Source organism: Microbacterium horticulturae, from assembly GCF_029094505.1.
GTDB lineage: Bacteria > Actinomycetota > Actinomycetes > Actinomycetales > Microbacteriaceae > Microbacterium > Microbacterium horticulturae.
This window is the reverse complement of the sequence record NZ_CP119108.1, coordinates 713,355-739,820: the sequence shown is the minus strand read 5'-3', so window position 1 is coordinate 739,820 and position 26,466 is coordinate 713,355. Positions and strand designations below refer to the sequence as shown.

Genomic DNA, 26,466 nt, shown 5'->3' with positions numbered 1-26,466 from the left:
CTGAGTACCATGACACAGGTGTCCATGCATCCGGATCCCGTCCGCCGCCGGCCGCTCGTGCGGCGGCTGCGTACCGCGGGCGCCGAGGCCTGGGACATGCTGCGCGATTTCACCACGGCATCCCCCGCCCGCTTCGCCGTGGGCGTGTACGCCGTGCTCATCGCAATCTTCACCACGCTGCTGATGCTGCCGGCGGCCACCGCCGCACACGAGCACACCCCGTTCGTGGATGCGCTGTTCACCGCGATCTCGACGGTGTGCGTGACGGGCCTGTCGACGGTCGACATGGCCACGCACTGGTCGGGCTTCGGCAACGTCGTCGTCTACATCGGCGTCAACGTCGGAGCTCTGGGCGTGCTGACCCTCGCATCGATCCTGGGCCTCGTGATCTCGAAGAGGCTGGGTCTGCGGGCCAAGCTCATCGCCGCGAGCGAGTCGAACCCGCTGCGCGTGCACGGCGGTCCGGTCAACGAGGGGCAGACGGTGCGTCTGGGCGAGGTCGGCTCGCTGCTGGCCACCGTCGCCCTGTCGACCTTGGTGATCGAGGCGGGGCTGGCGATCCTCATGTACCCGTCGCTCATCGTCGGCGGCATCGACCCGCTGCGCGCGCTGTGGGAGGCCCCGTACTACGCGGCCATGTCGTTCACCAACACGGGGTTCGCGCCGAACCCCGAAGGGCTCGACACGTTCCAGCACGACTACTTCTTCCTCACCGTGATGATGGCCGGCGTCTTCCTCGGGTCGATCGGCTTCCCCGTGATCAACACGCTGTGGCGGCAACGCTGGCACGTGCACCGCTGGTCGCTGCACGCGAAGCTCACCATCATCACGACCGTGCTCCTGTTCATCGCCGGTGCCGTCGTGTTCCTGCTGCTCGAGTTCGATAACCCCAAGACGTTCGGCGATCGCGACGCATGGGACACCGTGTACCAGTCGTTCTTCCTCTCCGCGATGACGCGGTCGGGCGGTTTCTCGGTGGTCGATGTGAGCAGCCTGCACGGCTCGTCGCTCATCGTCGGGTCGATGCTCATGTTCGTCGGCGGCGGCTCGGCGTCGACCGCCGGCGGCATCAAGGTCACGACCCTCGCCGTGCTCGCACTGGCAGTGTGGTCGGAGGCCAAGGGGCGCCCTTCGGTGCAGGCGTTCGGCCGCCGCATCCCCAGCGACGTGCAGCGCGTCGCACTGTCGGTCGTGGCGTGGGGCGCGACGCTCGTCGCGGTGTCGACCGTGACGATCGCGCAGTTCACGAAGGCCCCCGTCGCCGACGTACTGTTCGACGTCATCTCGGCATTCGCCACCGTCGGGCTGTCGACGGGACTCACCGAGCAACTGGCCGATCCCGGCAAGTATGTGCTGGCGGCCACCATGCTCTTCGGCCGCGTTGGTACAGTGACTCTCGCCGCGGCCGTCGCCGCGACCAGCCGCAAACAGCTGTACTCGCTTCCCGTCGAAAGGCCGATCGTTGGTTGAGCAGATCCGTGGCGATGCGCCCGTCCTGGTGATCGGCCTCGGCCGGTTCGGCGCTGCCTGCGCCGGTGAGCTCGACCGCCTCGACCGCGACGTGCTGGCCATCGACGCGAACCTCGAGCTGGTGCAGAAGTGGTCCGAGCGCGTCACACACGCCGTGCAGGCCGACGCGCGAAACCTCGACGCGCTCAAGCAGATCGGTGCGCAGGACTTCCAGGTGGCCGTCGTGGCCACCGGGTCGTCCATCGAGTCGTCGGTGCTCATCACCGCGAACCTCGTCGACCTGAAGGTGCCGCAGATCTGGGCGAAGGCGGTCTCGCAGTCGCACGGCAAGATCCTCGCGCGCGTCGGCGCGAACCATGTGATCTACCCGGAGCGCGAGGCCGGCGAGCGCGTCGCGCACCTGGTCAGCGGTCGCATGCTCGACTTCATCCGCTTCGACGACGACTTCGTGCTGGCCAAGATGTACCCGCCCAAGTACATCCGCGGCATCGGCCTGAACAAGTCGGGCGTGCGCACGAAGTTCAACGTGACGGTGGTGGGCGTGAAGAGCCCCGGCAAGCCGTTCCGCTACGCCGAGGCCGACACGGTCGTCACCAACCACGACCTGATCATCGTGTCGGGCACCAACTCCGACATCGAGCGGTTCGCCTCCCTCGAGCGCTGACGGTCAGGGCCGGTTGCCCCGCCGCGGCTCGTGATCGTAGGGCAGCTGCGGCGTGGTCGGGAAGCCGGCGCGCGTCTGGCCCGGCACCGGCCGCGACCGGCGCCCGTAGATGAGCTCAGACGAGTCCAGCAGCCATGGCACCAGGGTGATCGTCACCCCGTGCACGAGCATGAGCTGCTGCGCCATGCGCCGCGCGCGCCGGTTGTGCAGCACGCGTTCCCACCAGTGCCCGACGATGTACTGCGGCAGGTACACGGTGACCACGCTGGACCCGTGCTCTTCGCGGTACTGCTTGATGAAGGCGATCACCGGCCCCGCATAGCTGCGGAACGGCGACTCGATGGTGACCAGCGGCACCGGCATCCCGTGTTCCTGCCACGCCTTCTGCAGGGACTTCGACTCCTCTTTGGTCACCGCTACGTGCACGGCCAGCGTCTTCTCGTGGCGGGCGGCCAACGCGTAGTCGAGCGCCTTGGCCACGGGCTTCTGCAGCCGGTTCACCAGGACCAGCGCGATGTCGCCCGCCGAGCCGAAGTGCACGGTGTCGTCCATGCGGGTCTCGTGCTCGACGTCGCGGTAATAGCGGTAGACGCCCATCATCAGCGTGGACAGGATCGGGATGGCCAGGAACACCAGCCAGGCGCCGTGCGTGAACTTGGTGATCGTGACGATCACCAGCACCGTCACCGTCAGGGTCGCCCCGACGCTGTTGATCGCGAGGCCCTTGCGGTAGCTGCGCGACTGGCGTCGGGCGGATTCCTGCGCCCGCGCGTCATCGGGCAGTTCGCGGATGCGGCGCAGCCCGCGGATCCAGTGCCGGATCATGCCGATCTGACCCAGCGAGAACGACACGAACACGCCGATGATGTACAGCTGGATGAGGTTCGATAGGTTCGCGCGGTAGATGACCAGCACGACGGTCGCCGCCACACCCAGCACGATCATGCCGTTCGAATAGACAAGCCGGTCGCCGCGGGTGTTCAGTGCCTTCGGAGCGTATCCGTCACGCGCCAGCACCGCGCCCAGCAGCGGGAAGCCGTTGAACGCCGTGTTCGCCGCCAGCAGCAGCACGCACGCGGTCGCCGCCTGAACGATGAAGAACGGGATCGAGTTCATGCCGAACGTGGCGGCCGCGAGTTGCGCCATGAGACTCGGCTGCGGTGTGCCGTGACAGTCGAAGCCGGCGAGGTCGCACGGGTTCTCGGCGTACTGCACGCGCGAGATGAGGGCGAGGGCAACGAGCCCCACGAACATCGTCGCGGCGATGCCGCCCATCGCGGCCAGGGTCGTGCGGGCATTGCCGATCTTCGGCCGCCGGAACGCCTGCACCCCGTTCGAGACGGCCTCGACACCGGTCAGGGCCGAGCAGCCGCTGGAGAACGCCCGCAGCACGAGCAGCAGCACCGCCGCCTGCGAGATGCTCTGCGCGTGCAGGGCATACTGCGCGCTGGAGGCGACCGGCGCCACGCCCAGGAAAGTGCGCACGAGGCCGGTGACGACCATGACCCCGACCGAGCCGATGAACACGTAGGTGGGGATGGCGAAGGCACGCGACGCCTCGCGCACGCCGCGCAGGTTCATCACGACGATGCCCAGCACACACACGACGGCCAGCTCCACGCGCCACTTGTTGAGCGCGGGGATCGCGGAGATGATGTTGTCGACGCCCGACGCCGTCGACACCGCCACGGTCAGCACGTAGTCGACGAGAAGAGCGGATGCCACGATCACGCCGGGCACCTCGCCCAGGTTCTTGCGCGCCACCTCGTAGTCACCGCCGCCGGACGGATACGCGCGGATCAGCTGCCGGTACGAGAGCACCACCACGACGAGCAGCAGGACGACGGCGGCCGCGACCCACGGCGCGAAGGCCAAGAACGCGAGCCCGCCGGTCAGCAGGATCATCAACATCTCCTGCGGCGCGTACGCCACCGAGCTCAACGCGTCGGACGCGAAGATCGGCAGCGCCATGCGCTTGGGGAGCAGATGCTCATCCGCATTCTCAGACGCCAGAGGGTCGCCGATGAGGATGCGCTTCACGATCGGCGACTCAGGCGTGCCGTCGCGATTCTCGCTTGTCACGAGCGGCGACATTACGCCCGAAATCCCCGGTACGCAACGCGGCGCGAGGGGCGGCTCTCGCGGGGCCGTCAGCGCCCTTCGGCGATCTCCCGCGCGCGAGCCAGAGCCGCGTCGGTCGCCCGCGCGAACACCTCGTCGAGGCGCGCTTCCTGCAGCACCGCGACGGCCCGCTCGGTGGTGCCCTTGGGGCTGGTCACCTGCCGCCGCAGCTCGGCGGGATCTTCGGTCGAGGCCTCCAGCAGCGCGGTGGCGCCGACGAACGTCTGCTCGGCCATCGTGCGCGCCTTCTCGGTCGAGAAGCCCTTCGCGACCGCCGCCTTCGTGAACTCCTCGATGAGCAGGTACACGTAGGCCGGCCCCGACCCCGAAATCGTCGACAGCGCGTCGATCTGGTCCTCATCGACCTCGATCACCTGCCCGACCGTGGCGAACAGCGCCCGGACGGTCGCGGTCTGCTCGGCGCTCGCCGCCGGGCCCGCCGCAAGCCCCGTCACACCCTTGCCGACCAGAGCGGGGGTGTTCGGCATCGCACGCAGAACCGGCACGTCCTCGCCCAGAATCTGCGCGAACGTCGCGATGGTGATGCCGGCCGCGACGCTCACGACGACCGTGCCCGGCCGCAGCGCCGTGGCGATCTCGCCGAGCAGATCGGCCACCATGTGCGGTTTGACGGCGACCAACACGATGTCGGCCGCGGCCGCGGCATCCCGATTCGCCTCAGAATCGTCTTCGAGCGCAAGACCGGTCACGCCCGCCAACTCACCGCGCGCGTCGGCTTTTTCACGCGAGCGCGTGGTCACGGTGATGTCGGGAGCAAGCCCCGAGTCGACGAGTCCGAGCAGGATCGCGCCGCCCATGGAGCCGGCGCCGAGGATCGCAATGGGAGGGAGCATGCCGCTCATCCTACGACGCTCGTGCTCGGGCGCGCAGGGCGCGGTTATAGTCGAGTCAGGACCGCTGAGGAGGCCGATTCCATGACCGTGTTCGACGGCATCGCCGCACGCATCATCGAGACCCCGCGCCTGGCGGTGAACGTCCTCGAGCGCACCGCGGACGATCCGAAGACGCCCGCCGAGCAGACGGTCGTGTTCGTGCACGGAAACGTCTCGTCGGCCCTGTTCTGGCAGGAGATCATGGAGGACCTGCCCGGCGACATCCGGGCCATCGCGGTCGACCTGCGCGGGTTCGGCGGCACCGAGGTCAAGCCCGTCGATGCGACACGCGGGCTGCGTGACTTCTCCGACGACCTGCACGCCACGCTCCAGGCACTGGACCTTGAGGCGGTGCACCTCGTGGGCTGGTCGATGGGCGGCGGCGTCATCATGCAGTACGCGCTCGAGCACCCGGTGCTCAGCCTCACGCTGCAGGCGCCGGTCTCGCCGTACGGCTTCGGCGGCACCCGCCGCGACGGCTCGCGTCTGACCGACGACGACGCCGGCTGTGGCGGGGGCGGGGCGAACTCCGATTTCGTGCAGCGCCTGCGCGACGGCGACACGACGGCGGATGCCGCGACCTCGCCGCGCAGCGTGTTCCGGTCTTCGTACGTGTCGGCCGGGTATGTCACCGGCCACGAAGACATCTGGGTGGAGTCGATGCTGAGCACCTCGACCGCCGAGGGCAACTACCCCGGTGACAGCGTGCCGAGCGAGAACTGGCCGGGCTTCGGCGTCGGCACGGTGGGCGTGCTCAACACCATGTCGCCGAAGTACTTCAACGTGTCGGCGATCGTCGATCTGCCGACCAAGCCCCCGATCCTCTGGGTGCACGGCACCGCCGACGCAATAGTGTCGGACGCGTCGTTCTTCGATCTGAACCAGCTCGGCAAGGCCGGGCTGATCCCCGACTGGCCGGGCGAGGAGATCGCCCCGCCGCAGCCGATGGTGAGCCAGACACGCGACGTGCTGAACGCGTATCGGGATGCCGGAGGCCGGGCCACGGAGCTCACTATCGAGGGCGTCGGCCACGCGCCGCACCTGGAGCGCCCCGGCGTCGTGCGCCGCGCCCTGCTGCAGGTCATGGGCTACATCGCCTCCACCACCGGACCGCAGCCGCCGACCGAGTCGATCATCCTCAAGAGCGAGGACTGACGCCGGGCCGCGGCATCCCGTTCTCTCCTCCCCCCGCATCGGTGAGAGAACAACTGCTCGCCGAGAGATAGGGAGATAACCGCTCCCTCGTCCGTCAGATGTTCTCTCACGGTCGTGGCGCTTCCGTAGACTTCGTGCATGAGTTCCTCCGGCGGCGGGAAGGCGATCATCGCCGCATTCCTCGCGAACCTCGGCATCGCCCTCGCGAAGTTCGTCGCGTGGTTCTTCACAGGATCCGCGTCGATGCTGGCCGAAGGCATCCACTCCGTCGCCGACAGCGGCAATCAGCTGCTCCTGCTGCTGGGTGGTCGACAGGCCAAGCGCAAGGCCGACCAGGAGCATCCCTTCGGCTACGGACGCGAGCGGTACGTCTACGCGTTCGTGGTGTCGATCATCCTGTTCTCGGTCGGCGGTCTGTTCTCGATCTACGAGGGTGTCGAGAAGATCACGCATCCGCATGAGCTCGACCACGTCTGGATCGCCGTGCTGGTGCTGGTCATCGCGATCGTTCTCGAAGGCTTCTCGCTGCGCACCGCGATCCACGAGTCGAAGCCCCACAAGGAGAAGGGCGAGTCGTGGCTCGCCTTCATCCGGCACGCGAAGGCGCCTGAGCTGCCCGTCGTGCTGCTCGAAGACACTGCGGCCCTGACCGGCCTCGTGTTCGCCCTGCTGGGTGTGGGCCTGTCGTGGATCACCGGCAATCCCGTGTTCGACGCGATCGGCACCCTCATGATCGGCACGCTGCTGATCCTCGTGGCGATCACGCTCGGCGTCGAGACGAAGAGCCTGCTCGTCGGCGAGGGCGCCGCGCCCTCGGATCTGCGCGCGATCGTGAACGCCATCGAGGACGGCCCCGAGGTCCATCGCCTCATCCACCTCAAGACCCTCTACCTCGGCCCCGACGAACTGTTGGTGGCCGCCAAGCTCGCGTTCGCCTCCGACAAGCCGTTGACCGCGGTGGCTGCCGACATCAACGCCGTCGAGGCCCGCGTGCGCGCGGCGGTGCCCATCGCCCGCGTCATCTACCTCGAGCCCGACGTGTACCGCCCGGCGGCCGATCCGCAGCCGTCGACCGAAGCCTTCATCCTGAAATCGGAGGACTGATGGAGTTCTGTGTCTTCACCGAACCGCAGCAGGGGTTCAGCTACGACGAGCAGCGCATCCACGCGCAGACCACGGAGAAGCTCGGCTTCGACGGCTGGTTCCGCAGCGACCACTACATGCGCATGGGCTCAGGGTCGCCGTTGCCCGGCCCCACCGACGCGTGGACGACACTGGCGGGCCTGGCCGTGCAGACTTCGCGCATCCGCCTCGGCACCCTCGTGTCTTCGGTGACCTACCGCGCGCCGGGCGTGCTGGCGATCCAGGTGGCGCAGGTCGACGCGATGAGCGGCGGCCGCGCCGAACTGGGGCTGGGAACCGGATGGTTCGAAGCGGAGCACAAGGCCTACGGCATCCCGTTCCCGTCGAAGAGATTCGGGATGCTGGAAGAGCAGCTCGAGCTGATCACCGGGCTGTGGGCGGCCACCGAGCCGTATTCGTTCACGGGCTCGCACTACGAGCTCGTCGACTCGCCCGCGCTGCCCAAGCCGCTGCAAGACCGCGTGCCGGTGATCGTGGGTGGTGGCGGCGTGAAGCGCACGCCGGCGCTGGCCGCGCGGTTCGCGACCGAGTTCAACATCGGCTTCGTGGCCGAGGACGTGATCGCCGAGAAGTTCGCCGGCGTGCGCGCCGCGTGCGAGGCGCAGGATCGCGACCCGGCGACGCTCAAGCTGTCGGTGGCGCTGCCCACGCTCGTGGGCGAATCGGAAGACGCGCTCTCGCGGCGCGCCGCGGCCATCGGCAACGACCCCGCGTCGCCGCGCGGCGATGACGTCATCGCCGGCACGCCCGACGAGGTGGTCGAGAAGGTCGCACGGCTGCGGGCATTGGGCGCGCAGCGTGTCTACTTCCAACTGCCCGACCAGCGCGACCTCGAGCACCTCGAGCTGCTGGGCTCGCTGCTGCCGCAGCTGCGGGCGCTCTGAGGCGGGGTCAGCGGCGGGCGTCGAGCGGCGGAGGGGTCCTCCATCGGGGGGATTCTGCCTCGCCCCGGTAGGAGTTGAGCGGCTCGACGGTATCCGGAACGCATGCGGTCGCTAGATTTGCCACATGACACGCCTCGGAGCCGTCGCAAGATCACTGACCTCCCCGTACGCACGGGCTCTCACCGAGCCGGTCGCAGCGGCGGTCCTGTTCGTCTGGTGGCTTGCCGGACCCGCCCGGCCGATCATGCAGGATCTCGGTATGATTCCCGGCCGCTCCGACATGTCGGTCACGAACGTGTACGCGATCCTCGTTGCAGCCGCGTTCGCCGCGTCACTCGCCCTCGCCCGGCTGAGCCCGTTCCTCTCGGTCGCGCTCGCGGCACTCGCAGTGCTGGCACAGGTGGCCGGCTGGGCGAGCCGATTCAGTCTGACCGGATGGGTGGCGTACGGCATTCTCCTCGCCGTTGTGGCAGCGGTGTCGGTCCACGCGAAGGGGCGCATGCGCGTCCTCGCCGTCTGTGTCGGACTCGTGCTGATACCGATGGTCGCCGCGCTCCTGACACTCCCACCACTATCGCTGTCGGGCCAATGGGGTCTGATCAACGGCAAGCCGTGGGGCTCGGGCGAGATCGTCGTGGGCTTCGCCGTGTGGACCGGAACCCAGCTCGTCCTAACGTCGGCGATCTGGTTCCTACCGGCGTGGCTGCGTTCGCTCCGGAGAGCGGAATCGCAGCCAGCCGACGCCGCGGGAACGGCTCTGAGTGCACTATCTTTCCGCGAGCGCGAGGTCTACCTATGGGTCGCGTCCGGCATGACCAACAGCGAAATCGCCACCGCCGCGCACATCGAGGAGTCCACGGTGAAGACGCACATCTCGAAGGTGCTCGCCAAGCTCGAGCTCACGTCGCGTGTCGGCATCATCGCGCACGCCTACCGGACGGGGATCCTCCTCCCGGAACCGGCCTGACGACGCACTCCACCCACGTTCAGCGGCGGGCGTCGAAGAACGCGCGCAGGAGGGCCGACGCCTCGCCCTCGCGCACTCCCCCGATGACCTCGGCACGGTACGGCAACCGGCGGTCGCGCAGCACGTCGTAGAGCGAGCCCGCGGCGCCCGCCTTGTCGTCCCACGCGCCGAACACGACGCGCCCGATGCGCGCCTGCAGGATCGCCCCGGCACACATCAGGCACGGCTCGAGCGTGACCACGAGCGTGTGGCCTTCGAGGTTCCACGAACGGATGGATGCCGCAGCCTGCCGCAACGCCACGACCTCGGCGTGCGCGGTCGGGTCGTGCGTCTCCTCGCGCTCATTGCGTCCCTCGCCGATGATGCGGCCCGCGGCATCCACCACCACTGCCCCGACCGGCACGTCACCGGCCGCCGCTGCTGCTGCGGCGAGCGCGAGGGCACGATCCATGGCGGGAGCGAACGTCACATGACCAGGGTACGGCGCGACTACCCTGGAGGAATGCGCGTGCACATCGCAGACCACCCTCTGATCACCCACAAGCTCACGGTGCTGCGCGATCAGCGCACCCCGTCGCCGGTCTTTCGCCAGCTGACCGAAGAGCTCGTGACCCTGCTGGCCTACGAGGCCACACGCAACGTGCGCGTGGCGCCCGTGGAGATCCAGACCCCGGTCACGACGACGATGGGTGTCCGCATCGACGAGCCCCGGCCGATCGTCGTGCCGATCCTGCGTGCCGGGCTCGGCATGCTCGAGGGCATGGTGAAGCTGCTGCCGACCGCCGAGGTCGGCTTTCTCGGCATGGTGCGCGATGAGGAGACGCTGCAGCCCACGACCTACGCCGAGCGGCTGCCCACCGATCTGAGTGACCGGCAGTGCTTCGTGCTCGACCCCATGCTGGCCACCGGTGGTTCGTTGGGGGCGGCGATGGAGTTCTTGTTCGAGCGCGGTGCGCAAGACATCACCGCGATCTGCCTGCTGGGCACGCCCGAGGGCATCGCGAAGATCGACGAGCAGGTCGGCGACCGTGACGTGACGCTCGTGCTGGGCGCCCGCGACGAGCGACTCAACGAGCGCGGCTACATTGTGCCGGGCCTGGGCGACGCCGGCGATCGGCTGTACGGCACCGTCTGAGGCGCGCGAGCCGGGTCGGCGACCTGAATCCGCGGCACGTCGCGCACCGTGTCACTCCGGCGAGCGCTTACCCGTCTCCTGCTCCCAGTACTCGAGCTGCTGCGTGAGTGCCTTGGCAAGCTCGAACACCTGCTCCGGAGGGATCCGGATGCGGCTGACCACGCGCGCTGGCACGACGGCGACCCGCTCACCGGTGTCTTCGTTGGTCTCTTCGCGCGGCGGCTGGGCCAGGGTGACGAAATCCATGACGAAGACCGTCGGCGTGTGCCACACATTGGCGAAGTCGGCGTAGTTGCCCGGTACGACCTCGGGCGGCAAGTCGATCTCGAACTGCTGGGGCAGGTCTTCGCTCATGCGCCCGAGTCTACGGGCGGGCACGTCGCCGCGAGTGTGGATGACGCGGCGCGGCCCCTCACCGCACACCCACGAGGCGCGCGAACGCGCTGAGCCGCGCGACGCCGTCCGGCGTCCACGGCAGGTCGTCGAGCAGCCCGGGTGCGTACATCAGGTACGCGGCCACCTTCGCGCGCGAGATCGCGACGTTGAGCCGGTTCTGCAGCAGCAGGAACTCCAGCCCGCGCGGCGCATCGCGACCGCTCGATGCCGCCAGCGACACGATCGACACGGCGGCCTCCTGCCCCTGGAAGCGATCGACGGTGCCGACCCGCACCTCGCCGAGCCCGGCGTCGGCGAGTGCCTGCTCGACCAGCACCTGCTGGGCGTTGTAGGGAGTGACGACGATGATGTCGGCGGCCGTCAGCGCGCGCGGCGCGACCGGCTCGTCGTCGACCACGTCGGTGAAGGCACGCCCGAGCAGGTCGTGCACGAGCCGGACGACCTCGGCGGCCTCTTCGGGTGACTGCGTCGCGTTGCCGTGGTGGCGCACCGCCACCGGGTGCAGCCCGGACTCGACCCCATCGATCGCGCGCAGCGCCGCGCACGGGCGCGAGGCCAGCTCGCCGTCGTACGACAGCCGGGAGACGGGCTCTGCGACCGCGGGGTGCATGCGCCACGTCTGATCGAGGAAGAACCCGTACTCCGCGGGCAGGACCGCCGCGCCATCCATCACCCAGCCCAGCGCCGACGCGTCGACGGGCTCGGGATGCGTACCCTGGCTCACCTGCGGCAGCTGTTGTGGGTCGCCGAGCAGCAGCAGGCGACGGGATGCCGCAGCCACCGCGATCGTGGAGGCGAGCGAGAACTGCCCGGCCTCGTCGATCACAAGCAGGTCGAGCGAACGCCGCGGCACGCGGCCGGGATGACTGAAGTCCCAGGCCGTGCCGCCGATGACGTAGCCCTCGCCCTCGTGCTCCTTCACGAACGCCGCCACGCCGTTCTTCGGGATCTCGGTGAACGACACCTCGCCGTCGTCACCGCTGCGGCGGGCCTTGGCCACGCGCGCGGCCGGGACCCCGGCATCCACCACCCGATCCAGCATGTGCTCGACGACCGCATGCGACTGCGCGACCACGCCGACGGCGAAGCCGTGGTCACGCACGAGCCGGGCGATGACGTGCGAGCCGACGTACGTCTTGCCGGTGCCGGGAGGGCCCTGCACCGCCAGGTAGCTGTCGTCGAGCTCGCGCACTGCGGCGGCGATGGCCGCTACCGGATCGGCGGCGCGGCCGTTGACGGTCGCACCGCCGCGCAGCCGCGGCGGGATCCGGCGCAGGATGTCGGTGGCCGGGTCGCCGGGCAGCATCGGGGCCGCGGCGATCACGGCGTCGGCCCACTCCTCGATCGCGGTCTGCTGGTTGCCGGCGCGCGGCGGAGCCGCCGGGGTCAGGGCGACCGGCAGCTCGCTCCACGTCTGGCCGTCGACGGCGCTCTCGGCGACGATCGCGCCGTCGTCGAGCACCTCGACGACTTCGACCTCGCGCGCGACGTGCACCCAGCGTGGCATGGTGCGCGCGGCGAACGGCGCGGGCGTCTCGTACAGCGCGAATGGACGCGACCCCTCGCTCAGCCGGGTGCCGGGCGCGAGCTCGCCGCGCAGCCGCACGAGGCGGCGCACCGAACGGGGACCGGGATGCCACTGCTCGGCGAGCCCGCTGCGCCCGGCGTCGACCACGACGACGTCGCGCGTGTCTTCCCACACCGACAGCGGCTCGCGCAGCCGCAGGAAGTGCGCGGCCCAGAACGCCTTCGCCTCGCGCGGGTAGTAGTCGATCGCGGCCGCCCCCAGGCGCAGCGCCTCGGCGTCGGCCTCGCTCAGCGCCTCGGTGAGCGGGAGCGCGGCGTCGCCGGCGGCGCCGTCGGCGAGCCGCCGCAGGGCCTCGGCCTGCGGCCGGGCCTCGTACGCCACCTCGGCCGACTCGATGTCGCGCGAGGGCACGAGCCCCGCCTCGCGGGCGCGGTCGACGAGCCAGTCGCGCAGCCGGCGCGTGGACACGCAGTCGTAGCGGTTGTAGTCGGCCAGGTCGTCGAAGACAGCCTGGGCCGCGGCATCCTCCGCCGCATCACACAGCGCGCGGGCCTGCACGTACTTCACGATGGAGTCGTCGCCGCGCTGTACGTCGCTCGTGCGCACTTCGTCGCCCATATACAGCGGCTCGAGCTTCTTGATGGAGTATGACCGCGATCCGATCCGCAGCGCCCGCCGCACGATCGGGTACAGGTCGACGAACACGCCGTCGCGCAACAGCGCGTCGACCTCGGTCTCGCGCACGCCGTACCGCGCAGCCATCGCCAGCAGGTGCGTGGGCTCATACGGCGCGTAGTGGTAGATGTGCATGTCGGGATGCCGTCGTCGCACGTCCGCGACGATATCGAGGAAGCGCTCGAACGTCTCCTTCTCGGCTGCGAAGTCATGCGCCCACAGCGCCGTGTACTGCTCGTGCAGGTCAACGAAGCCGAACAGGTAGTCGATGCCCCAGTCGGCGCCGGCGCCCTCGGTGTAGAGCGGATCGCCCTCGAAGTCGAAGAAGAGGTCGCCCTGGTCGGGGCGCGGCAGCGCGCCGAGCGCTTTGGGGAAGACGACCTCGTAGGTGGGGATGGGCGGAGTCGCCGTCTCGCCATCCGGCGCGACCTCGATGGCCGGCGTGCCGGCGGGGCTCTCGAGCTGCAGGCGGGCCTGAGTCCGCAGGCTGTCGAAGGTCTCCGCGCTCATCCGTGCGGGAGGGGTGGATGCCGCAGCCAGCGCGTCGATCGTCGTCACGCCGTCGGCGCGCAGGCGTGCCCGCTGCACCGGGCGCATGCCCGCGACCAGCAGCAGGTCGCGGTGCGCCAAGACCTGCTGCTCGCAGGTCGCGCAGCGCCCGCACGCGACGACGCCGAGCTCGCCCCGCTCATCGCCCCAGGCGATGGGCGGCTCGTCGACGCCGCGATCGAGCCACCGGTCGGCGATGAGCGCGCGCAGGCGCTCGCACCGCAGCCGGAACACCGGCATGAGATCGTCCACACGGTGCGTGCTGGTCGTGCCGTCGCCCAGCAGCAGGTCGACGTCGCCCGCGCGTGGCACGTCGAGAAGATCGAGCTGATCGACGTATGCCGCCAGCTGCATGAGCGCGGTGACCCGCGCATGGCGGGCGAGCTTGGAGTCCTGCACGATCCACTGACCGTCGTCGCCGCGCACGAGGAAGTCGGCGAATCCGACGAATTCGGTGGTCGAGAACGCGGCCTGGTAGACGACCCGGGCCGCGGGGTCGGCGAGCGCCACGAGGGTCGCGGCCGCGGCGTCGGCCAATGCGTCGTCATCGGTCGACCGGGTCTCGGGAATCTCGACCACGCCGTCGCCGAACTCCGCACGGTATCGATCGAGCACGCGCAACTCGTGCGCGGTGCCGAGGCGCCCGGCACGGGCGAGAGTGGCGTCTTCGGGTTCTTCGACCGGCGCGACCCGGCCGACCTTCGCGTCGATGGCGCGCAGCCACGCGAACTCGCACTCGGCGGCCGCCTTGAGATCGCTCGCGCTCCAGACGACGCGGCCCTCAGCCTCGATGTATCGCATGGGTCCCTTTCCGCTCACGACACTATCCGGGGCCTCCGACAGCGCGAGATGCGGCAGTTCTAGTCGGAGGTATCGGCAGCGATGTCTCCCAGATTCGGCGGGCCCTTGACCGGGAGCATTCTTATGAGTTAGTAATGAATCGAAGCGGTTCTGACTGATCGAACTCAAGAGTGAGGTTGCGCACACGATGAGGTTGACGAATGCACTCGGGTTGATCAGTCTGGTTACCGCTATAATTACCGTTTCAACGACAACCACCACAGCAATCCGTCCAACGAGATCGCCATTGCGATGTTCCCAGACCGCGGACAAGAAGACACCCGCGTCGTTGGAGCGAACGTACAGGTGGTGGAGCGCCAGACTTGCGAAGACCACCCTTCGATTGCGCTGACAGACTGCATGGGCGTGAACGAAATCAAGCCTTGGCCGGGTCCTGGCGGGGATTCACGGCCTGTACTCAATCACGATCGAGGCTGGAGAGCACCGAACCTGTGCTGGGTTTCAACAGGCTTCGGCACCGACCAAGATCAAGATCCCTATGTCTATTCCTGCACCGGTGGCGCGTGACGACTGAACGATGCGGAAGCACCTGACTGCTGCGTGGTTTTCGCTAGCGGTATCGTTCGTCGGGACGGTCCTGATCATTGCCGTCGCGGGCGGCATGATCTTGTTGTCACGGTGCGGGGACCGAGTCCTCGACCCCCTCCCCGATGATTTCATCTGTTCGAACGGTGGGGTGAGCGGCGGATTCATCGTCGGCACGTCAGTCGTCAGTGCAACGGTGTTGGTCGTGGGCATCATCGCCGCGGGCGTCTTGGGCGGCGTTGCCTTGAGCTCGCACGGCTCGTCTGGCCGGCCGCAGCCCGCTGCCTTCTTGGTGACGATGGCCACAGCTGTGGCAGTGGCAGTGTGTACCGGCTGGACGGCTGCGGATCATGCGGCCGACGCGACCACGGTGGCAGGGGCGGTGCTTCAGGGCATCACCAGGGCTGCGGTGGCCGGCAGCTTGACAGTTTTCGTCGTCGGACCATGCCTTGGCCTCGTGGCTCATCTGCTTGTGCGACGGATGAATCGGTCCAGGTCCTGACCCCGCCTGTCCACACCGACATCATCCGCCAGGTGCCAGACTGGGGGCATGAGCCTGCCCTTCGCCAGCGCCTACCGGCACGGATTCGCGCGCGTCGCCGCCTGCACGATCCCGATCGCCCTGGCCGATCCGGCGACCAATGCCGAGGCCGTGCTCGACGCGGCACGGGAGTGCGACGCCGACAAGACCGCGGTCGCGGTGTTCCCCGAGTTGTGTCTCACCGGCTACTCCATCGACGACCTGTTCATGCAAGACGCCGTGCTCGACGGCGTCGAGGCCGCGCTCGAGCACCTGGCCGCGGCATCCACTGATCTGTTCCCGATCCTCGTGGTGGGTGCACCCCTGCGCCATCGCAACCGCCTCTACAACTGCGCGGTGGTCATCCATCGCGGGCAGATCATCGGGGTCGCACCCAAGGGGCACCTGCCCACGTACCGCGAGTTCTACGAGCGGCGCTGGTTCGCGGCGGGCGAGCCGTGGTCGGGCGAGCCGATCCGCATCGGCGAGCGCGACGTCGCGTTCGGCACCGACCTGCTCTTCGACGTGCGCGACGTGCCCGGCCTCGTGCTGCACGCCGAAGTGTGTGAGGACGTCTGGGTCCCCGTCCCGCCGTCGTCGCAGGCGGCACTGGCCGGCGCCACCGTACTGGTGAACCTTTCGGGCAGCCCGATCACTATCGCGCGCGCCGAAGACCGCAAGACACTGTGCCGCTCGCAGTCGCTGCGCTGCGTCGCCGCCTACGCGTATGCCGCTGCCGGCATGGGCGAGTCGACGAACGACGTGTCATGGGACGGCCAGACCATGATCTTCGAGGGCGGAGACCTGCTCACCGAGACCGAGCGCTTCCCCGACGGCCCGCGCCGCTCGGTCGCCGACGTCGACCTCGACCGGCTGCGCCAAGACCGCATCCGGCAGGGCACGTTCGACGACAACCGCATATCGGCCGGCGTCGGCGACTTCCTCACGATCGAGGTCTCCCTCGAGCCTCCGGCCGACGACATCGGGCTGCGCCGGCACGTCGACCGCTTCCCGTTCGTGCCCGACGATGAACAGCGGCTCGCCCTGGACTGCTACGAAGCCTTCAACATCCAGGTCGAGGGGCTCATCCAGCGCATGCGCGCGATCGGCGATCCGAAGCCGCTGCTGGGCGTATCGGGCGGGCTCGACTCCACCCACGCGCTGCTCGTGATAGCCCGTGCCATGGACCGCATGGGCCGGCCACGCAGCGACATCCTCACCTTCACGATGCCGGGCTTCGCCACCAGCGAGCACACCAAGAACAACGCCATAGCGCTGGCCGAGGCCATCGGCGCATCGGTCGAGACCATCGACATCCGCCCCGCCGCGATGGAACTGCTCACGAAGATGGGCCACCCCTTCGCCAGCGGCGAGCCCGTGCACGACGTCACGTTCGAGAACGTGCAGGCCGGGCTGCGCACCGACTATCTGTTCCGCCTGGCGAACCAGCGCGGCGGATTCGTGGTCGGCACCGGCGACCTCTCCGAGATCGCCCTGGGCTGGTCGACGTACGGGGTCGGCGACCAGATGAGCCATTATGCCGTCAACTCCGGCGTGCCCAAGACGCTCATCCAGCACCTCATCCGCTGGGTCATCGCCACGGGTGCCGATGAGGGGTGGGTGGATGCCGCGGCCGCCGACGTGCTGCAGTCGGTGCTCGACACCGAGATCAGCCCCGAGCTGGTGCCGGCCGGGCAGGACGGCAAGATGCAGTCGACCGAAGACCGCATCGGCCCCTACGCGCTGCACGACTTCGCCCTCTTCCACACGATGCGCTACGGCGCGCGCCCCTCGAAGATCGCGTTCCTCGCGCAGCATGCGTGGGAAGACAAGGATGCCGGAGCCTGGCCCCCCGGCTTTCCCGTCGACGACCGCTACGCGTACGACCTGCCCACGATCGTGAAGTGGCTGCAGGTGTTCCTGCAGCGCTTCTTCGGGTTCGCACAGTTCAAGCGCACGGCGATTCCGAACGGCCCCAAGGTGTCACCGGCGGGCTCGCTGTCACCGCGGGGCGACTGGCGTGCACCGTCGGACGGCAACGCGCGCGCCTGGCTGGCCGAGCTGAACGCGGCGCTGCCCGACCTCGTCGAGTAGCCACGTTTCGCCCCGCGCGCTGCGCGCTCGGGGGGCGACCGACGTCACTCCGTCGTGGGCGCCCCGTACGCGAGCGTGATGACGAAGCCATTGCGCGACAGATCGACGAGCTTGTAGTCGCCGCGACGGTCGGGCGTGAACGCGCGCGAGAACGGCGGATCGAGCTTGACCTGCTCGGGGCGCACGCTGATCCCGCGGGGATCGGCCTGCCGCACGGCCTGCACGCGTGACCAGTGCAGAACGAGTTTCTCGGGCGTGGCGTTGTCCCACAGGCTGTGCTCGTCCCACAGATGCGAGTGACTGCGGATCTCGTGCACAGCGGCCTCGTCGGGCCGCCGGTCGCGGATGTCGAGCCCCATCAGCAGTCCCGGGTCGCGCACGGCGACCACCGTCGCGGTGCGGAAGCTGGCGGTGCGGATCATGAGCGGCACCGCGCGGCCGTCGATCGATGCGATCGGCTGCGGGTGGTGCCCGAACTGTGCGGGCTCTTCTTTCGAGACGTCGATGAAGGCGGCATCGATCTGAAGCTTCTCGGCGAGGAGCTCCTTGGTCAGCTGCCGGATACGGGCGGGCGCCTCGGTGCCCGGCGCCCATCCCACGCGCGCTTCGATGCCCTCCGGAGCGTCCAGCTTCGTCGATTCCATCTCAACCACCCTCCCCCTCGTGAGCCTGTGTCTCCATCATCCCCCGTTCTCCTCCGACATGTGTCCCGACCGGCCGCAACCCCCCTGCCGGCGTCGGTGCGGAGTGCCAGACTTGACGCATGGCACGACGCGCGACGATCGTCGGCAGCGGGCCGAACGGCCTGGCCGCCGCTGTCTCCCTCGCCCGCGCAGGCTACGCGGTGCGGGTGGTCGAAGCCGCATCCACCCCCGGCGGCGGCGTGCGCACCTCGCCCCTCACGCTGCCCGGCTACCGCCACGACGTGTGCTCGGCCGTGCATCCGGCGGCGCTGAGCTCGCCGTTCTTCCGCGCGTTCGGGCTCGATCGCATCGATTGGATCGTGCCGGACGTCTCGTTCGCGCATCCGCTCGACGACGGGCGCGCCGCGCTGGCCTGGCGCGACCTCGATCGCACGGTCGCGGAGCTGGGCGCCGACGGGCGCGCCTGGCGCAGCCTCGTGCGACCGCTGAACCGCCATCTCGACCACGTCGTGGACTTCACCGGGAACCAGCTGCTGCGCGTGCCGCGGCATCCGATCACCACCACCCGTTTCGCGCTGCGCATGCTCGAGGTGGGCACGGCTGCGGGGCGACGGATGCTGCATACCTTCCGCACCGACGAGGGCGCGGCTCTGCTGACCGGGGTGGTCGCCCATGCCAACACGCGGCTGCCGTCGCTGGCGGCCACCGCGTCAGCCCTCTATCTCCTCGCCCACGCGCACTCCACCGGCTGGGCGTACCCGCGCGGCGGCGCGCAGGCCATCGCCGACGCCCTGATCGCCGATCTGCGGGCACACGGCGGCGAGATCGATCTCGACCACCGCGTCGGCGACCTCTCACTGCTCGACTGGGGCGACCCGGCCGCGGGCGATCTGCTGCTGCTGGACGCCGCACCGCGCCTCGCGCTGACCCTGCCCGACGTGCCCGCCCGCTATGCCCGCGCCGTGCGCCGCTACCGGTACGGCCCCGCGGTGGCGAAGGTCGATTTCGCGCTCGACGGGCCGGTGCCGTGGGCGAACCCCGATGTCGCACTCTCGCCCACCGTGCATGTGGGCGGCACACGCGCCGAGATCGAGTCGGGCGAGAACGCTATCGCGGCCGGCCGCATCGCCGAGCGGCCGTATGTGCTCGCCGTGCAGCCCAGCGTGCTCGACGCCACCCGTGCGCCGCGCGGGCATCAGGTGCTCTGGGCATACATCCACGTGCCGGCGGGGTCGATGCTCGATCCGACCGAGACGGTCACCCGGCAGGTCGAGCGATTCGCCCCGGGATTCCGCGACCGGGTGCTCGCGACGCACGCGATGACCGCGGCACAGCGGCAGGCGTACAACCCCGCCGAGATCGGTGGCGACATCCTGGGCGGCACGTTCTCGATGGCTCAGGCGGTGCGCCGCCCGATCGTGTCGACGGTGCCGTGGCGCACGCCGATGCGCGGTGTGTATCTCGCGTCTGCTTCGACCCCGCCCGGTCCCGGCGTGCACGGGATGCCCGGCTGGCACGCCGCGCGCACGGCCCTGCGGGATGCCGGTGCGCCGGCGGGCCTCGAGGAACTGTTCGGAGCGTGATGTGGACGCCTTCGCCGCCGTCGACTTCGGCTTCGCCCGGGAGGTGCTGCAGCGCGGCATCGCGGCCCTGTTCGTGATCGCGTTCCTCTCGTCGTTCCACCAGTTCCCCGCGCTGCTGGGCGAGCACGGGCTGCTGCCGGCACCGCGACTGCTCGCGTGGGCACGCGGGTCGAAGCGGGCGGCCGGGATGCTGCGCCCCACCCTCTTCCGGCGACTTCGCTACACGGACCGACGGCTGCGTGCGCTGTGCGTGGCCGGCATCAGCGTGGCCGCGGCGCTGGTCTGCGGCATCCCGCAACTGGGTCCGCCCTGGGTGCCGGCGCTGTGCTTCCTCGCCCTGTGGCTGGGATACATGTCGATCGTCTCGCTCGGCCAGACGTTCTACGGATTCGGCTGGGAGATGCTGCTGCTGGAGGCCGGCTTCCTCGCGGCATTCCTCGGCCCGCACGATCAGGCTCCCCCGGTCGTGATCATCGTGCTGTTCTGGTGGCTCGTGTTCCGCCTCGAATTCGGTGGCGGCATGATCAAGATCCGCGGCGGGCGGGAGTGGCGTGACCTCACGGCGCTGATGTACCACCACGAGACGCAGCCGATGCCGGGACCGCTCAGCCGCCAGGCGCATCTGCTGCCGGCGTGGTTCCATCGGCTCGAGGTGCTGGGCAACCACTTTGCGCAGCTCGTGGTGCCGTGGTTCCTTTTCGCGCCCCTGGTGGGTCTGTGGGTCGATTCCCCGGTGCCGGCGATCATCGGCGCGGTCGCAGCCACGATCATGATCGCGACGCAGCTGTGGCTCGTGCTCACGGGCAATTTCGCGTGGTTGAACTGGGCGACGGTCGTCCTCGCGTTCTCGGGCTACGGCATCCCCGCGGCCTCCACGTCTGGGGGCCGCGGCATCCCGCTGTACTGGGTGATCGTGACCGCTGCCGTCTTCGTGCTCTATGCGGTGCTCAGCTGGTGGCCGGCGCGCAACCTCGTGGCGCGTCGTCAGCTGATGAACGCGAGCTTCAACCGGTGGCAGCTGGCCAATGCGTACGGTGCGTTCGGCACCGTGACCATGACCCGCATCGAGTACGTCGTCGAGGGCACGCAGGATCACGATCCGGATGGCGCAACCTGGGCCGAGTACGTGTTCAAGGGCAAGCCGGGGCCGCTGCGGCGCATTCCGGCACAGTTCGCGCCGTACCATCTGCGGCTGGACTGGTTGATGTGGTTTCTGCCGCTGGGGCGCGTGCTGGATCCCTGGTTCGAGCAGTTTCTGATCGCCCTCCTGCGGGCGGATGCCGGGGTGCTGCGCCTGCTCGCAAGGGATCCGTTCTCGGGAACCGAACCGCGGTGGGTGCGTGTCGTCTCCTACCGGTACCGGTTCGCGACACGCGCGGAGTTTCGCGAGACCGGCCAGCGGTGGATGCGCGATCGGAGACGTCTTCTGGTGCGGCCGGTGTCGCATGATCTTCTGACATGAGACCGGGCATTTCCCGCCTGGCCGGATAGGCTTTTGATCGCACCTGTACACATGCTTGGAGATCTCTGTGTCCACTCCCCACGATCCGAACGCCCCTGCGGGCGCGGTTCCGCCGGTCCCGCCGGCCCCCGCCGGCGCTCCCTCGGGCGGTCCGGCACCCGTTCCTGCGGCCGGTCCTGCGACGCCTCCCCCCGCACCGGCCGGCTACCCGCAGGGTTACCAGCAGCCGTACGCGCAGGGACAGCCGGGCGCCTATCCGCCGGTGCCGCCGTCGGGTTACGGCCAGCCGGTGCCCGGCCTGCCGCAGCAGCCCGACAACCGGCCGAAGACGCTGGCCCTGGTCTCGCTGATCCTGGCGGTGGTCGGATTCATCGCCGCCTGCATCGGATTCTTCCCCATCGGGCTGATCTTCGCGATCGTGGGCGGCGTGCTGCTGCTGGCCGCATTCGTGCTCTCGATCGTGGTGCTGGCCAGCCGCAAGCAGGGAGGCAAGGGCCTGGGCATCGCCGGTCTCGTCGTCTCCGTCGTCGGCGGGATAGTGTTCGTCTTCGCGCTCTGGATCTCGATCGTGTGGATGCTCGTCGGGACGGTCAACTCGGCGGTGGAATCGGCCACATCGCCGTCGACGGCGGCGACGGCACCGGCCGATGGCAGCGCGACCGACGAGGGCACGACGGAGGAGAACGCCGCGCCGGTCGACGGCACTTATGACGAAGACGCGTACCTCGCCGACGTGCGTCCGAAGATCCGCGCCGTCTTCAAGGAGATCGAGCCCTCGGTGGACGACGCCACGATCGATTCCGTGTACTCCGACGACACGCTGGTGTTCCTGGGTACCACGCTCCTGAGCGAATACACCACCCTCGGTGATGACGTCATCGCAACGGAGGCCGAGACGCTGGTCTCGTCGAGCAACGACATGTTCACCCAGGAGCAGGCCGAGAAGTTCATGCGCGACATCCTCGAGTCCGCGCAGAAGTACCTCGTCGAGCAGTAGGGGTCACGCCGGGTCGAGCGCGCTCTGACGCACCGCGCTCGGCCCGTGCGCTGCCGCCTCCACCAGCAGCTGCGCCGGGATCTGTTCTTTCATCGCTTCGACGTGGCTGATCACGCCCACCGTGCGGCCACCCTCGCGCAACTCGTCGAGCGTGCGCATGGCCAGGTCCAGCGTCTCGGGGTCGAGCGAGCCGAACCCCTCGTCGATGAAGAGCGTGTCGAGGCGGATGCCGCCGGCGCGGTCGGTCACGACCTGCGCCAGGCCCAGGGCGAGCGCGAGCGAGGCGAGGAACGTCTCACCGCCCGACAGCGACTGCGCGGGCCGCGCCTGCCCGGTATAGGCGTCGACGATCTCGAGTCCCAGCCCGCTGGCCGCATTGCGGGCCGCGAGAGCGTCGGTATGCGCGAGTCGGTAACGGCCCTGTGACATCGCGTCGAGCCGCAGATTCGCGGCGGCGACGATCTGCTCCAGCTCGGCGGCGAGCACGTAGGTCTCGAGGTCCATCTTGCGTTCGTTGCGGCCGGCGACTGCGTCGGCGACGCCCGCGACGAGACGTCGATGCGCCTCCAAGTCGGCGATCTGCGCGTGCGCCGCGCTCGCGCGCGCGGAGAGGCCCGCGAGCGATTCCACACCCGCGGACATCGCGGCGGCCCGACGTGCGGCCGCCTGCGCGGCCTCGTGCGCGTCGGCCAGCGCCGTCTCGCTCGCGGCCAGCGCGGGGAGCGGGTCGTCGACACCCGCCAGACGCATCTCGAGGTCGACGAGGCGGACGCGCTGCGCCTCACGCTCGGTCTCGAATGCGCGAATCGCTTCATCGAGGCGGGTCCGCTCAGCCTCGGCCCGCAGCGCGTCGCGGGCCGCGGCGGCATCGGCGAAAGCGGATGCGGCGACGCGCCGGTCACGGTCATCCGTCGCCGCGCGCGCGGCCGTGTCGGCGACGCGCAGGGTGGCGACCGCGTCACGGAGGCGGGATGCCGCATCGCGGCGCTGCTCACCGTCTGCGATGCGTGCCGCGACGGTGTCGAAGTCGCCCCGCGCCTGCTCGACGGCCGCGGACGATGTCGACACCCGCTCCGCGAGCGCAACTCGTTCGTCGCGTGCCGCGGACACCCGTGCGCGCACGTCGTCGAGTTCAGCGGCCAGTCGCGTGTCTTCGCTCTCCAGCTGCGCGCGCTCGGCACGCAGCGCGTCGCGGGTCCGCAGGGCCTCTTGCGCAGACATCAGCCGCTGCGCGGCCTCGTCGTGCGTGTGCTGCGCGGCGTCGAGATCGAGGCCGCCGGCGCGGGCCCGGGCCTCGGCGTGCGTCGCGAGGGCCTGGGTGTGTGCCTCGTCGGCGAGGCGAGCACGGTCGAGGGCTGTCGCCCGCTCTTCGTCGGCGGCCGCCAACTCGTCGTCCGTGACCGGCGCGTCACCGCGCGGAGCCGGCTGCGGATGCTCGGTCGACCCGCACACCGGGCACGGGACGTCGTCGACGAGGTCCGCGGCCAGCTCACCGGCACGCTCTTCGACGCGTCGGCGCAGCAGCGCGTCAGCCGCGGCGGCGGCTGCCGTGGCTGCCTCGCGCCGGGCGAGCTTGCGCTTCTCTGCCTCCCGCAGCTTCTCGCCGAGCGTCTCCACCTCGAGGGCCGCGTCCCGCCGCTCGGTCGCAGACGTCAGGGCGGCCTGTGCATCGTCGACGGTGGCCGCGGTCGCCTCGTGTGTGCGCAGGGCATCGTCGAGTTCGGCGCGCCGCGCGGGCAGGCCGTTGCGCCGAGCGGTCAGGGTGGCCAGCTGCGTCTCGAGCTCGGCAACGGTGCGTTCGGAGACGGCTTGCTGTTCGCGCAGTCCGTCGAGCGCTCCCTCGTGCGCGCGGGCATCGGCCCAGCGGGCCAGCTGCCCGGTGAGATCGTCGACGAACGCGGCCAGCGCGTCGGCGTCGACGTTCGCGCCTCCCCCGGCCCGCTCCCACGCGGCGCGCGCAGTGGCCTCGGCGGTGCGCGCGGCCTGCGCTGTCTCCACAGCGGTCTCTGCAGCCTCGAGCGTGGCCCGCAACGTCTCGGCCCGCCGGGCGGCCTCGAGCGTGCCGCGGTCGGCGTCGACCCCGGCGGCACGCACCTCGAGCGACGCCAGCGCGGCGCGCGCGTCATCCCGCGCCTGCGCGCTCTCGTGCAGCCGCTTCAGGCCCTCGTGGGCGGTGAAGGCCGCATCGCGGGCGGCGACCGTCTCGGTACGGGCGGCGTCGAGCACCTCGGTGCGATATCGGCCACGCTCGAGTGCACGGTCGAGGGCGGCGAGGCGATCGACCAGCGCCGCGGGCGCGGGTTCTTCTCCCGTCAGCCGGTCACCGCCGAGTTCATGTGCGGCGATGAGGCGTTCGGCTTCGGCGAGCAGCATCTCGACGTCGCGCGCGCGGTCTGCCACGGCTGCGTCGGCGGCCTTTCGCCGCTCATCGAGGGCGCGCTCGTAGTCCTGGTACGTGCGCGACCCGAACAACGTGCGCAACAGCGCCTGCCGCTCGCCGCCCGGCGCCAGCAGGAACTGCGCAAAGCGGTTCTGCGCGAGCAGGATCACCTGCTGGAACTGCTCACGGTTCAGTCCGAGGACCTCACCGAGCACCTCGGCCGCCTCGCGCGGCTTGGCGGCGCGGCCGAGCCACTCGCCGTCTACCAGCTCTTCGACGACCGCACGGTGCTCCTCCTTCGTGAGACCCGTGCCGCTCTTCTTCGGTCGCTCGTATTCCGGCGAGCGCGTGACGCGCCAGCGCCGGTCGGCGACCGTGAACTCGAGGCTGACCTCGCTGCGGTCTTCAGGACGACAGTGGTCGCTACGCAGTCCCTTTGCCGCACCGTCGTAACGCGGCACGCCGCCGTAGAGCGCGAAGCTCACGCCGTCGAGGATGCTCGACTTGCCGGCACCGGTACGCCCGGCGATGAGGAAGATGCCGTCGTCGTCGAACGCGTCGAAGTCGATCGTCTGCCGCTGCAGGAAGGGACCGAAACCCTCCAGCTCGAGCCGGTGCAGCTTCATGCCGTGGCCTCCGTCGCCGCCCGCTCGCCGATGATCTCGCGGACGAGCTCGCCCTCGTCGGCGGTGGCGCCCTCGCCGCCGCGCACGTGTGCGAGGAAGCCGTCGACGAGCCGCGCGTCGTCGGCGCCGGCAGCAGCCACTCGCGCTGTGAACGTACGCGAGTCGGCTGCGGCGCGGTGCGCCGGCTCGTGCCGCACCTCGGCACAGTGCCGGAAGCGCTGCTGCAGCCGCCGCATCGGATCTGCCTGGGCGGCGGTGTCGGTGTAGCGTGCGCTGACCCAGGCGTCTTCGTCGGCGGCGAACCGCTCGTCGGTCAGCAGTTCGTCGAGCGTGCCGGTCAGCTGCACGAGGCGCCGGGGTACCGGCAGGTCGATCCACTCCGTCTCGACGGCGCCCGCGGCATCCAGTTCCACCAGCCATGCGCCGCGGGGCTTGTCACGCTCGCCGAAGCTGTAGTGCAGCGGGGCGCCCGCGTAGCGCACCCGCTCGGACAGCACCTGACGGCCATGGATGTGTCCGAGCGCCATGTAGTCGGGCCCGTCGAACACCGAGGTCGGCACGACGTCGAGTCCGCCTTGCTGGATGTCGCGCTCGAGATGCGGCGTCGCCTCGACGCCGGCGGCGAAGCAGTGCGCGGCGGCGAGGTACCGGCCGCCGCGGACCGCGGCATCCGTCCGCACGAGATCCATCGCGTGCGCCACGGCCTGCGCCTGCGTGCGCACGCCGGGCCAGAGCCGGCGCACGAGCACGGGTTCGAGATACGGGATGCCGTAGAAGTGCACCGGCCCGCGCGCGTCGGCGATCGTGACGGGCGTGGCGATCGCGGCGGGATCGGTGAGGACGTGGATGCCGTCACGCAGCAGCTTCGCCTGAAAGCCCAGCCGCGCCGCCGAGTCGTGGTTGCCGCTCGTGACGATCACGCGTGCGCCGGCGTCGCGCAGGGCCGCGAGCGTGTCGGTGAGCACCGCGTAGCAATCGGCCGCGGGGGTCGCAGAGTCGAACACATCGCCGGCGACCACGACGACGTCGACATCGCGCGCCCGCACTTCGGCGACCAGCGCGTCGAGCACGCCACGCAGCGCGACGACGGTCGAGCTGCCGTGAAAGGTGCGCCCGATGTGCCAGTCGGAGGTGTGCAGGATCCGCATGACTCCACGGTAAGCGGCCCCTCCGACATCGGCCGCGCGGACGCCG

At 69.9% G+C, this 26,466-nt stretch carries 20 protein-coding genes; 12 read left to right on the top strand and 8 right to left on the bottom strand.

Translation table 11 applies throughout. The features are described from left to right. The first annotated feature begins 9 nt into the window (after positions 1–9). Both PU630_RS03345 and PU630_RS03340 read left to right on the top strand, forming a co-directional pair. Positions 10–1,470, top strand: coding sequence for a TrkH family potassium uptake protein (locus PU630_RS03345; protein WP_428981979.1), 1,461 nt, complete (start codon positions 10–12; stop codon positions 1,468–1,470). Then, positions 1,463–2,134: a potassium channel family protein gene (locus tag PU630_RS03340; RefSeq protein ID WP_275278940.1), complete on the top strand. Its 672-nt coding sequence runs from the start codon at positions 1,463–1,465 to the stop codon at positions 2,132–2,134. Before PU630_RS03345 ends, PU630_RS03340 begins: the two co-directional genes overlap by 8 nt. A gap of 3 nt (positions 2,135–2,137) precedes the next feature. Here the strand turns inward: PU630_RS03340 and PU630_RS03335 are convergent, their stop codons facing one another. Then, complete coding sequence (locus PU630_RS03335) at positions 2,138–4,228, bottom strand: APC family permease (RefSeq protein ID WP_275278939.1); 2,091 nt, start codon at positions 4,226–4,228, stop codon at positions 2,138–2,140. A 56-nt stretch (positions 4,229–4,284) separates the two neighbouring features. Beyond that, positions 4,285–5,118, bottom strand: coding sequence for a pyrroline-5-carboxylate reductase (proC, locus tag PU630_RS03330; protein WP_275278938.1), 834 nt, complete (start codon positions 5,116–5,118; stop codon positions 4,285–4,287). A gap of 72 nt (positions 5,119–5,190) precedes the next feature. On the opposite strand from proC, the gene PU630_RS03325 reads away from it, so the two are divergent. The 4 genes from PU630_RS03325 to PU630_RS03310 all read left to right on the top strand — a co-directional run bounded on the left by PU630_RS03325 (position 5,191) and on the right by PU630_RS03310 (position 9,297). Continuing rightward, positions 5,191–6,303 carry an alpha/beta fold hydrolase gene (locus PU630_RS03325; RefSeq protein WP_275278937.1) on the top strand — a complete coding sequence of 371 codons (1,113 nt, stop codon included), beginning with the start codon at positions 5,191–5,193 and terminating at the stop codon, positions 6,301–6,303. A 138-nt stretch (positions 6,304–6,441) separates the two neighbouring features. Continuing rightward, positions 6,442–7,407: a cation diffusion facilitator family transporter gene (locus PU630_RS03320; protein WP_275278936.1), complete on the top strand. Its 966-nt coding sequence runs from the start codon at positions 6,442–6,444 to the stop codon at positions 7,405–7,407. Then, entirely contained in the window at positions 7,407–8,330 is a 924-nt protein-coding gene (locus PU630_RS03315) for a TIGR03560 family F420-dependent LLM class oxidoreductase (protein ID WP_275278935.1), read from the top strand. Before PU630_RS03320 ends, PU630_RS03315 begins: the two co-directional genes overlap by 1 nt. Positions 8,331–8,454: 124 nt before the next feature. Continuing rightward, on the top strand, positions 8,455–9,297 hold the full coding sequence (locus PU630_RS03310) for a response regulator transcription factor (protein WP_275278934.1): 843 nt from the start codon (positions 8,455–8,457) through the stop codon (positions 9,295–9,297). 19 nt (positions 9,298–9,316) lie between these two features. On the opposite strand, the gene tadA is transcribed toward PU630_RS03310, so the two are convergent. Continuing rightward, a complete protein-coding gene (tadA, locus tag PU630_RS03305) occupies positions 9,317–9,748 on the bottom strand; it encodes a tRNA adenosine(34) deaminase TadA (RefSeq protein ID WP_275280014.1) in 432 nt (143 codons plus the stop codon). 51 nt (positions 9,749–9,799) lie between these two features. Here tadA and upp point away from each other — a divergent pair, with 51 nt between their 5' ends. Then, a complete protein-coding gene (upp, locus tag PU630_RS03300) occupies positions 9,800–10,432 on the top strand; it encodes a uracil phosphoribosyltransferase (protein WP_275278933.1) in 633 nt (210 codons plus the stop codon). Positions 10,433–10,483: 51 nt separating this feature from the next. Here the strand turns inward: upp and PU630_RS03295 are convergent, their stop codons facing one another. After that, positions 10,484–10,786 (bottom strand): DUF3467 domain-containing protein, encoded by a 303-nt coding sequence (locus PU630_RS03295; protein ID WP_275278932.1) that lies wholly within the window; start codon positions 10,784–10,786, stop codon positions 10,484–10,486. 58 nt (positions 10,787–10,844) lie between these two features. Continuing rightward, positions 10,845–14,381 (bottom strand): TM0106 family RecB-like putative nuclease, encoded by a 3,537-nt coding sequence (locus PU630_RS03290; RefSeq protein WP_275278931.1) that lies wholly within the window; start codon positions 14,379–14,381, stop codon positions 10,845–10,847. A gap of 577 nt (positions 14,382–14,958) precedes the next feature. Between PU630_RS03290 and PU630_RS03285 the strand changes: the two genes are divergently transcribed. Next, positions 14,959–15,468 (top strand): hypothetical protein, encoded by a 510-nt coding sequence (locus tag PU630_RS03285; protein ID WP_275278930.1) that lies wholly within the window; start codon positions 14,959–14,961, stop codon positions 15,466–15,468. 48 nt (positions 15,469–15,516) lie between these two features. Beyond that, positions 15,517–17,580, top strand: coding sequence for an NAD(+) synthase (locus PU630_RS03280; protein ID WP_275278929.1), 2,064 nt, complete (start codon positions 15,517–15,519; stop codon positions 17,578–17,580). Positions 17,581–17,624: 44 nt separating this feature from the next. Here the strand turns inward: PU630_RS03280 and PU630_RS03275 are convergent, their stop codons facing one another. Continuing rightward, the gene (locus tag PU630_RS03275) at positions 17,625–18,224 is read right to left on the bottom strand and encodes a hypothetical protein (RefSeq protein ID WP_275278928.1); all 600 of its coding nucleotides are present in this window, start codon (positions 18,222–18,224) and stop codon (positions 17,625–17,627) included. 119 nt (positions 18,225–18,343) lie between these two features. On the opposite strand from PU630_RS03275, the gene PU630_RS03270 reads away from it, so the two are divergent. From PU630_RS03270 to PU630_RS03260, 3 genes are all read left to right on the top strand, one after another. Continuing rightward, positions 18,344–19,807: a phytoene desaturase family protein gene (locus tag PU630_RS03270; protein ID WP_275278927.1), complete on the top strand. Its 1,464-nt coding sequence runs from the start codon at positions 18,344–18,346 to the stop codon at positions 19,805–19,807. A 1-nt stretch (position 19,808) separates the two neighbouring features. Next, complete coding sequence (locus PU630_RS03265) at positions 19,809–21,269, top strand: lipase maturation factor family protein (protein ID WP_275278926.1); 1,461 nt, start codon at positions 19,809–19,811, stop codon at positions 21,267–21,269. A gap of 67 nt (positions 21,270–21,336) precedes the next feature. After that, entirely contained in the window at positions 21,337–22,266 is a 930-nt protein-coding gene (locus PU630_RS03260) for a DUF4190 domain-containing protein (protein WP_275278925.1), read from the top strand. Between the two features lie 3 nt (positions 22,267–22,269). Here the strand turns inward: PU630_RS03260 and PU630_RS03255 are convergent, their stop codons facing one another. Together PU630_RS03255 and PU630_RS03250 are read right to left on the bottom strand one after the other, a co-directional pair. Beyond that, positions 22,270–25,272: an AAA family ATPase gene (locus tag PU630_RS03255; protein WP_275278924.1), complete on the bottom strand. Its 3,003-nt coding sequence runs from the start codon at positions 25,270–25,272 to the stop codon at positions 22,270–22,272. Further along, entirely contained in the window at positions 25,269–26,420 is a 1,152-nt protein-coding gene (locus tag PU630_RS03250) for an exonuclease SbcCD subunit D (RefSeq protein ID WP_275278923.1), read from the bottom strand. Before PU630_RS03250 ends, PU630_RS03255 begins: the two co-directional genes overlap by 4 nt. Between the last annotated feature and the right edge of the window lie 46 nt (positions 26,421–26,466).

Excerpts from the sequence above, each read along its gene's own strand:
- PU630_RS03270 (WP_275278927.1), top strand. The coding sequence starts at position 18,344 with ATGGCACGACGCGCGACGATCGTCGGCAGCGGGCCGAACGGCCTGGCC.
- upp (WP_275278933.1), top strand. The coding sequence starts at position 9,800 with ATGCGCGTGCACATCGCAGACCACCCTCTGATCACCCACAAGCTCACG.
- PU630_RS03295 (WP_275278932.1), bottom strand. The coding sequence starts at position 10,786 with ATGAGCGAAGACCTGCCCCAGCAGTTCGAGATCGACTTGCCGCCCGAG.
- PU630_RS03280 (WP_275278929.1), top strand. The coding sequence starts at position 15,517 with ATGAGCCTGCCCTTCGCCAGCGCCTACCGGCACGGATTCGCGCGCGTC.
- PU630_RS03315 (WP_275278935.1), top strand. The coding sequence starts at position 7,407 with ATGGAGTTCTGTGTCTTCACCGAACCGCAGCAGGGGTTCAGCTACGAC.
- PU630_RS03345 (WP_428981979.1), top strand. The coding sequence starts at position 10 with ATGACACAGGTGTCCATGCATCCGGATCCCGTCCGCCGCCGGCCGCTC.
- PU630_RS03290 (WP_275278931.1), bottom strand. The coding sequence starts at position 14,381 with ATGCGATACATCGAGGCTGAGGGCCGCGTCGTCTGGAGCGCGAGCGAT.
- PU630_RS03310 (WP_275278934.1), top strand. The coding sequence starts at position 8,455 with ATGACACGCCTCGGAGCCGTCGCAAGATCACTGACCTCCCCGTACGCA.
- tadA (WP_275280014.1), bottom strand. The coding sequence starts at position 9,748 with ATGGATCGTGCCCTCGCGCTCGCCGCAGCAGCAGCGGCGGCCGGTGAC.
- PU630_RS03275 (WP_275278928.1), bottom strand. The coding sequence starts at position 18,224 with ATGGAATCGACGAAGCTGGACGCTCCGGAGGGCATCGAAGCGCGCGTG.
- PU630_RS03255 (WP_275278924.1), bottom strand. The coding sequence starts at position 25,272 with ATGAAGCTGCACCGGCTCGAGCTGGAGGGTTTCGGTCCCTTCCTGCAG.
- proC (WP_275278938.1), bottom strand. The coding sequence starts at position 5,118 with ATGAGCGGCATGCTCCCTCCCATTGCGATCCTCGGCGCCGGCTCCATG.
- PU630_RS03335 (WP_275278939.1), bottom strand. The coding sequence starts at position 4,228 with ATGTCGCCGCTCGTGACAAGCGAGAATCGCGACGGCACGCCTGAGTCG.
- PU630_RS03285 (WP_275278930.1), top strand. The coding sequence starts at position 14,959 with ATGCGGAAGCACCTGACTGCTGCGTGGTTTTCGCTAGCGGTATCGTTC.
- PU630_RS03325 (WP_275278937.1), top strand. The coding sequence starts at position 5,191 with ATGACCGTGTTCGACGGCATCGCCGCACGCATCATCGAGACCCCGCGC.
- PU630_RS03250 (WP_275278923.1), bottom strand. The coding sequence starts at position 26,420 with ATGCGGATCCTGCACACCTCCGACTGGCACATCGGGCGCACCTTTCAC.
- PU630_RS03320 (WP_275278936.1), top strand. The coding sequence starts at position 6,442 with ATGAGTTCCTCCGGCGGCGGGAAGGCGATCATCGCCGCATTCCTCGCG.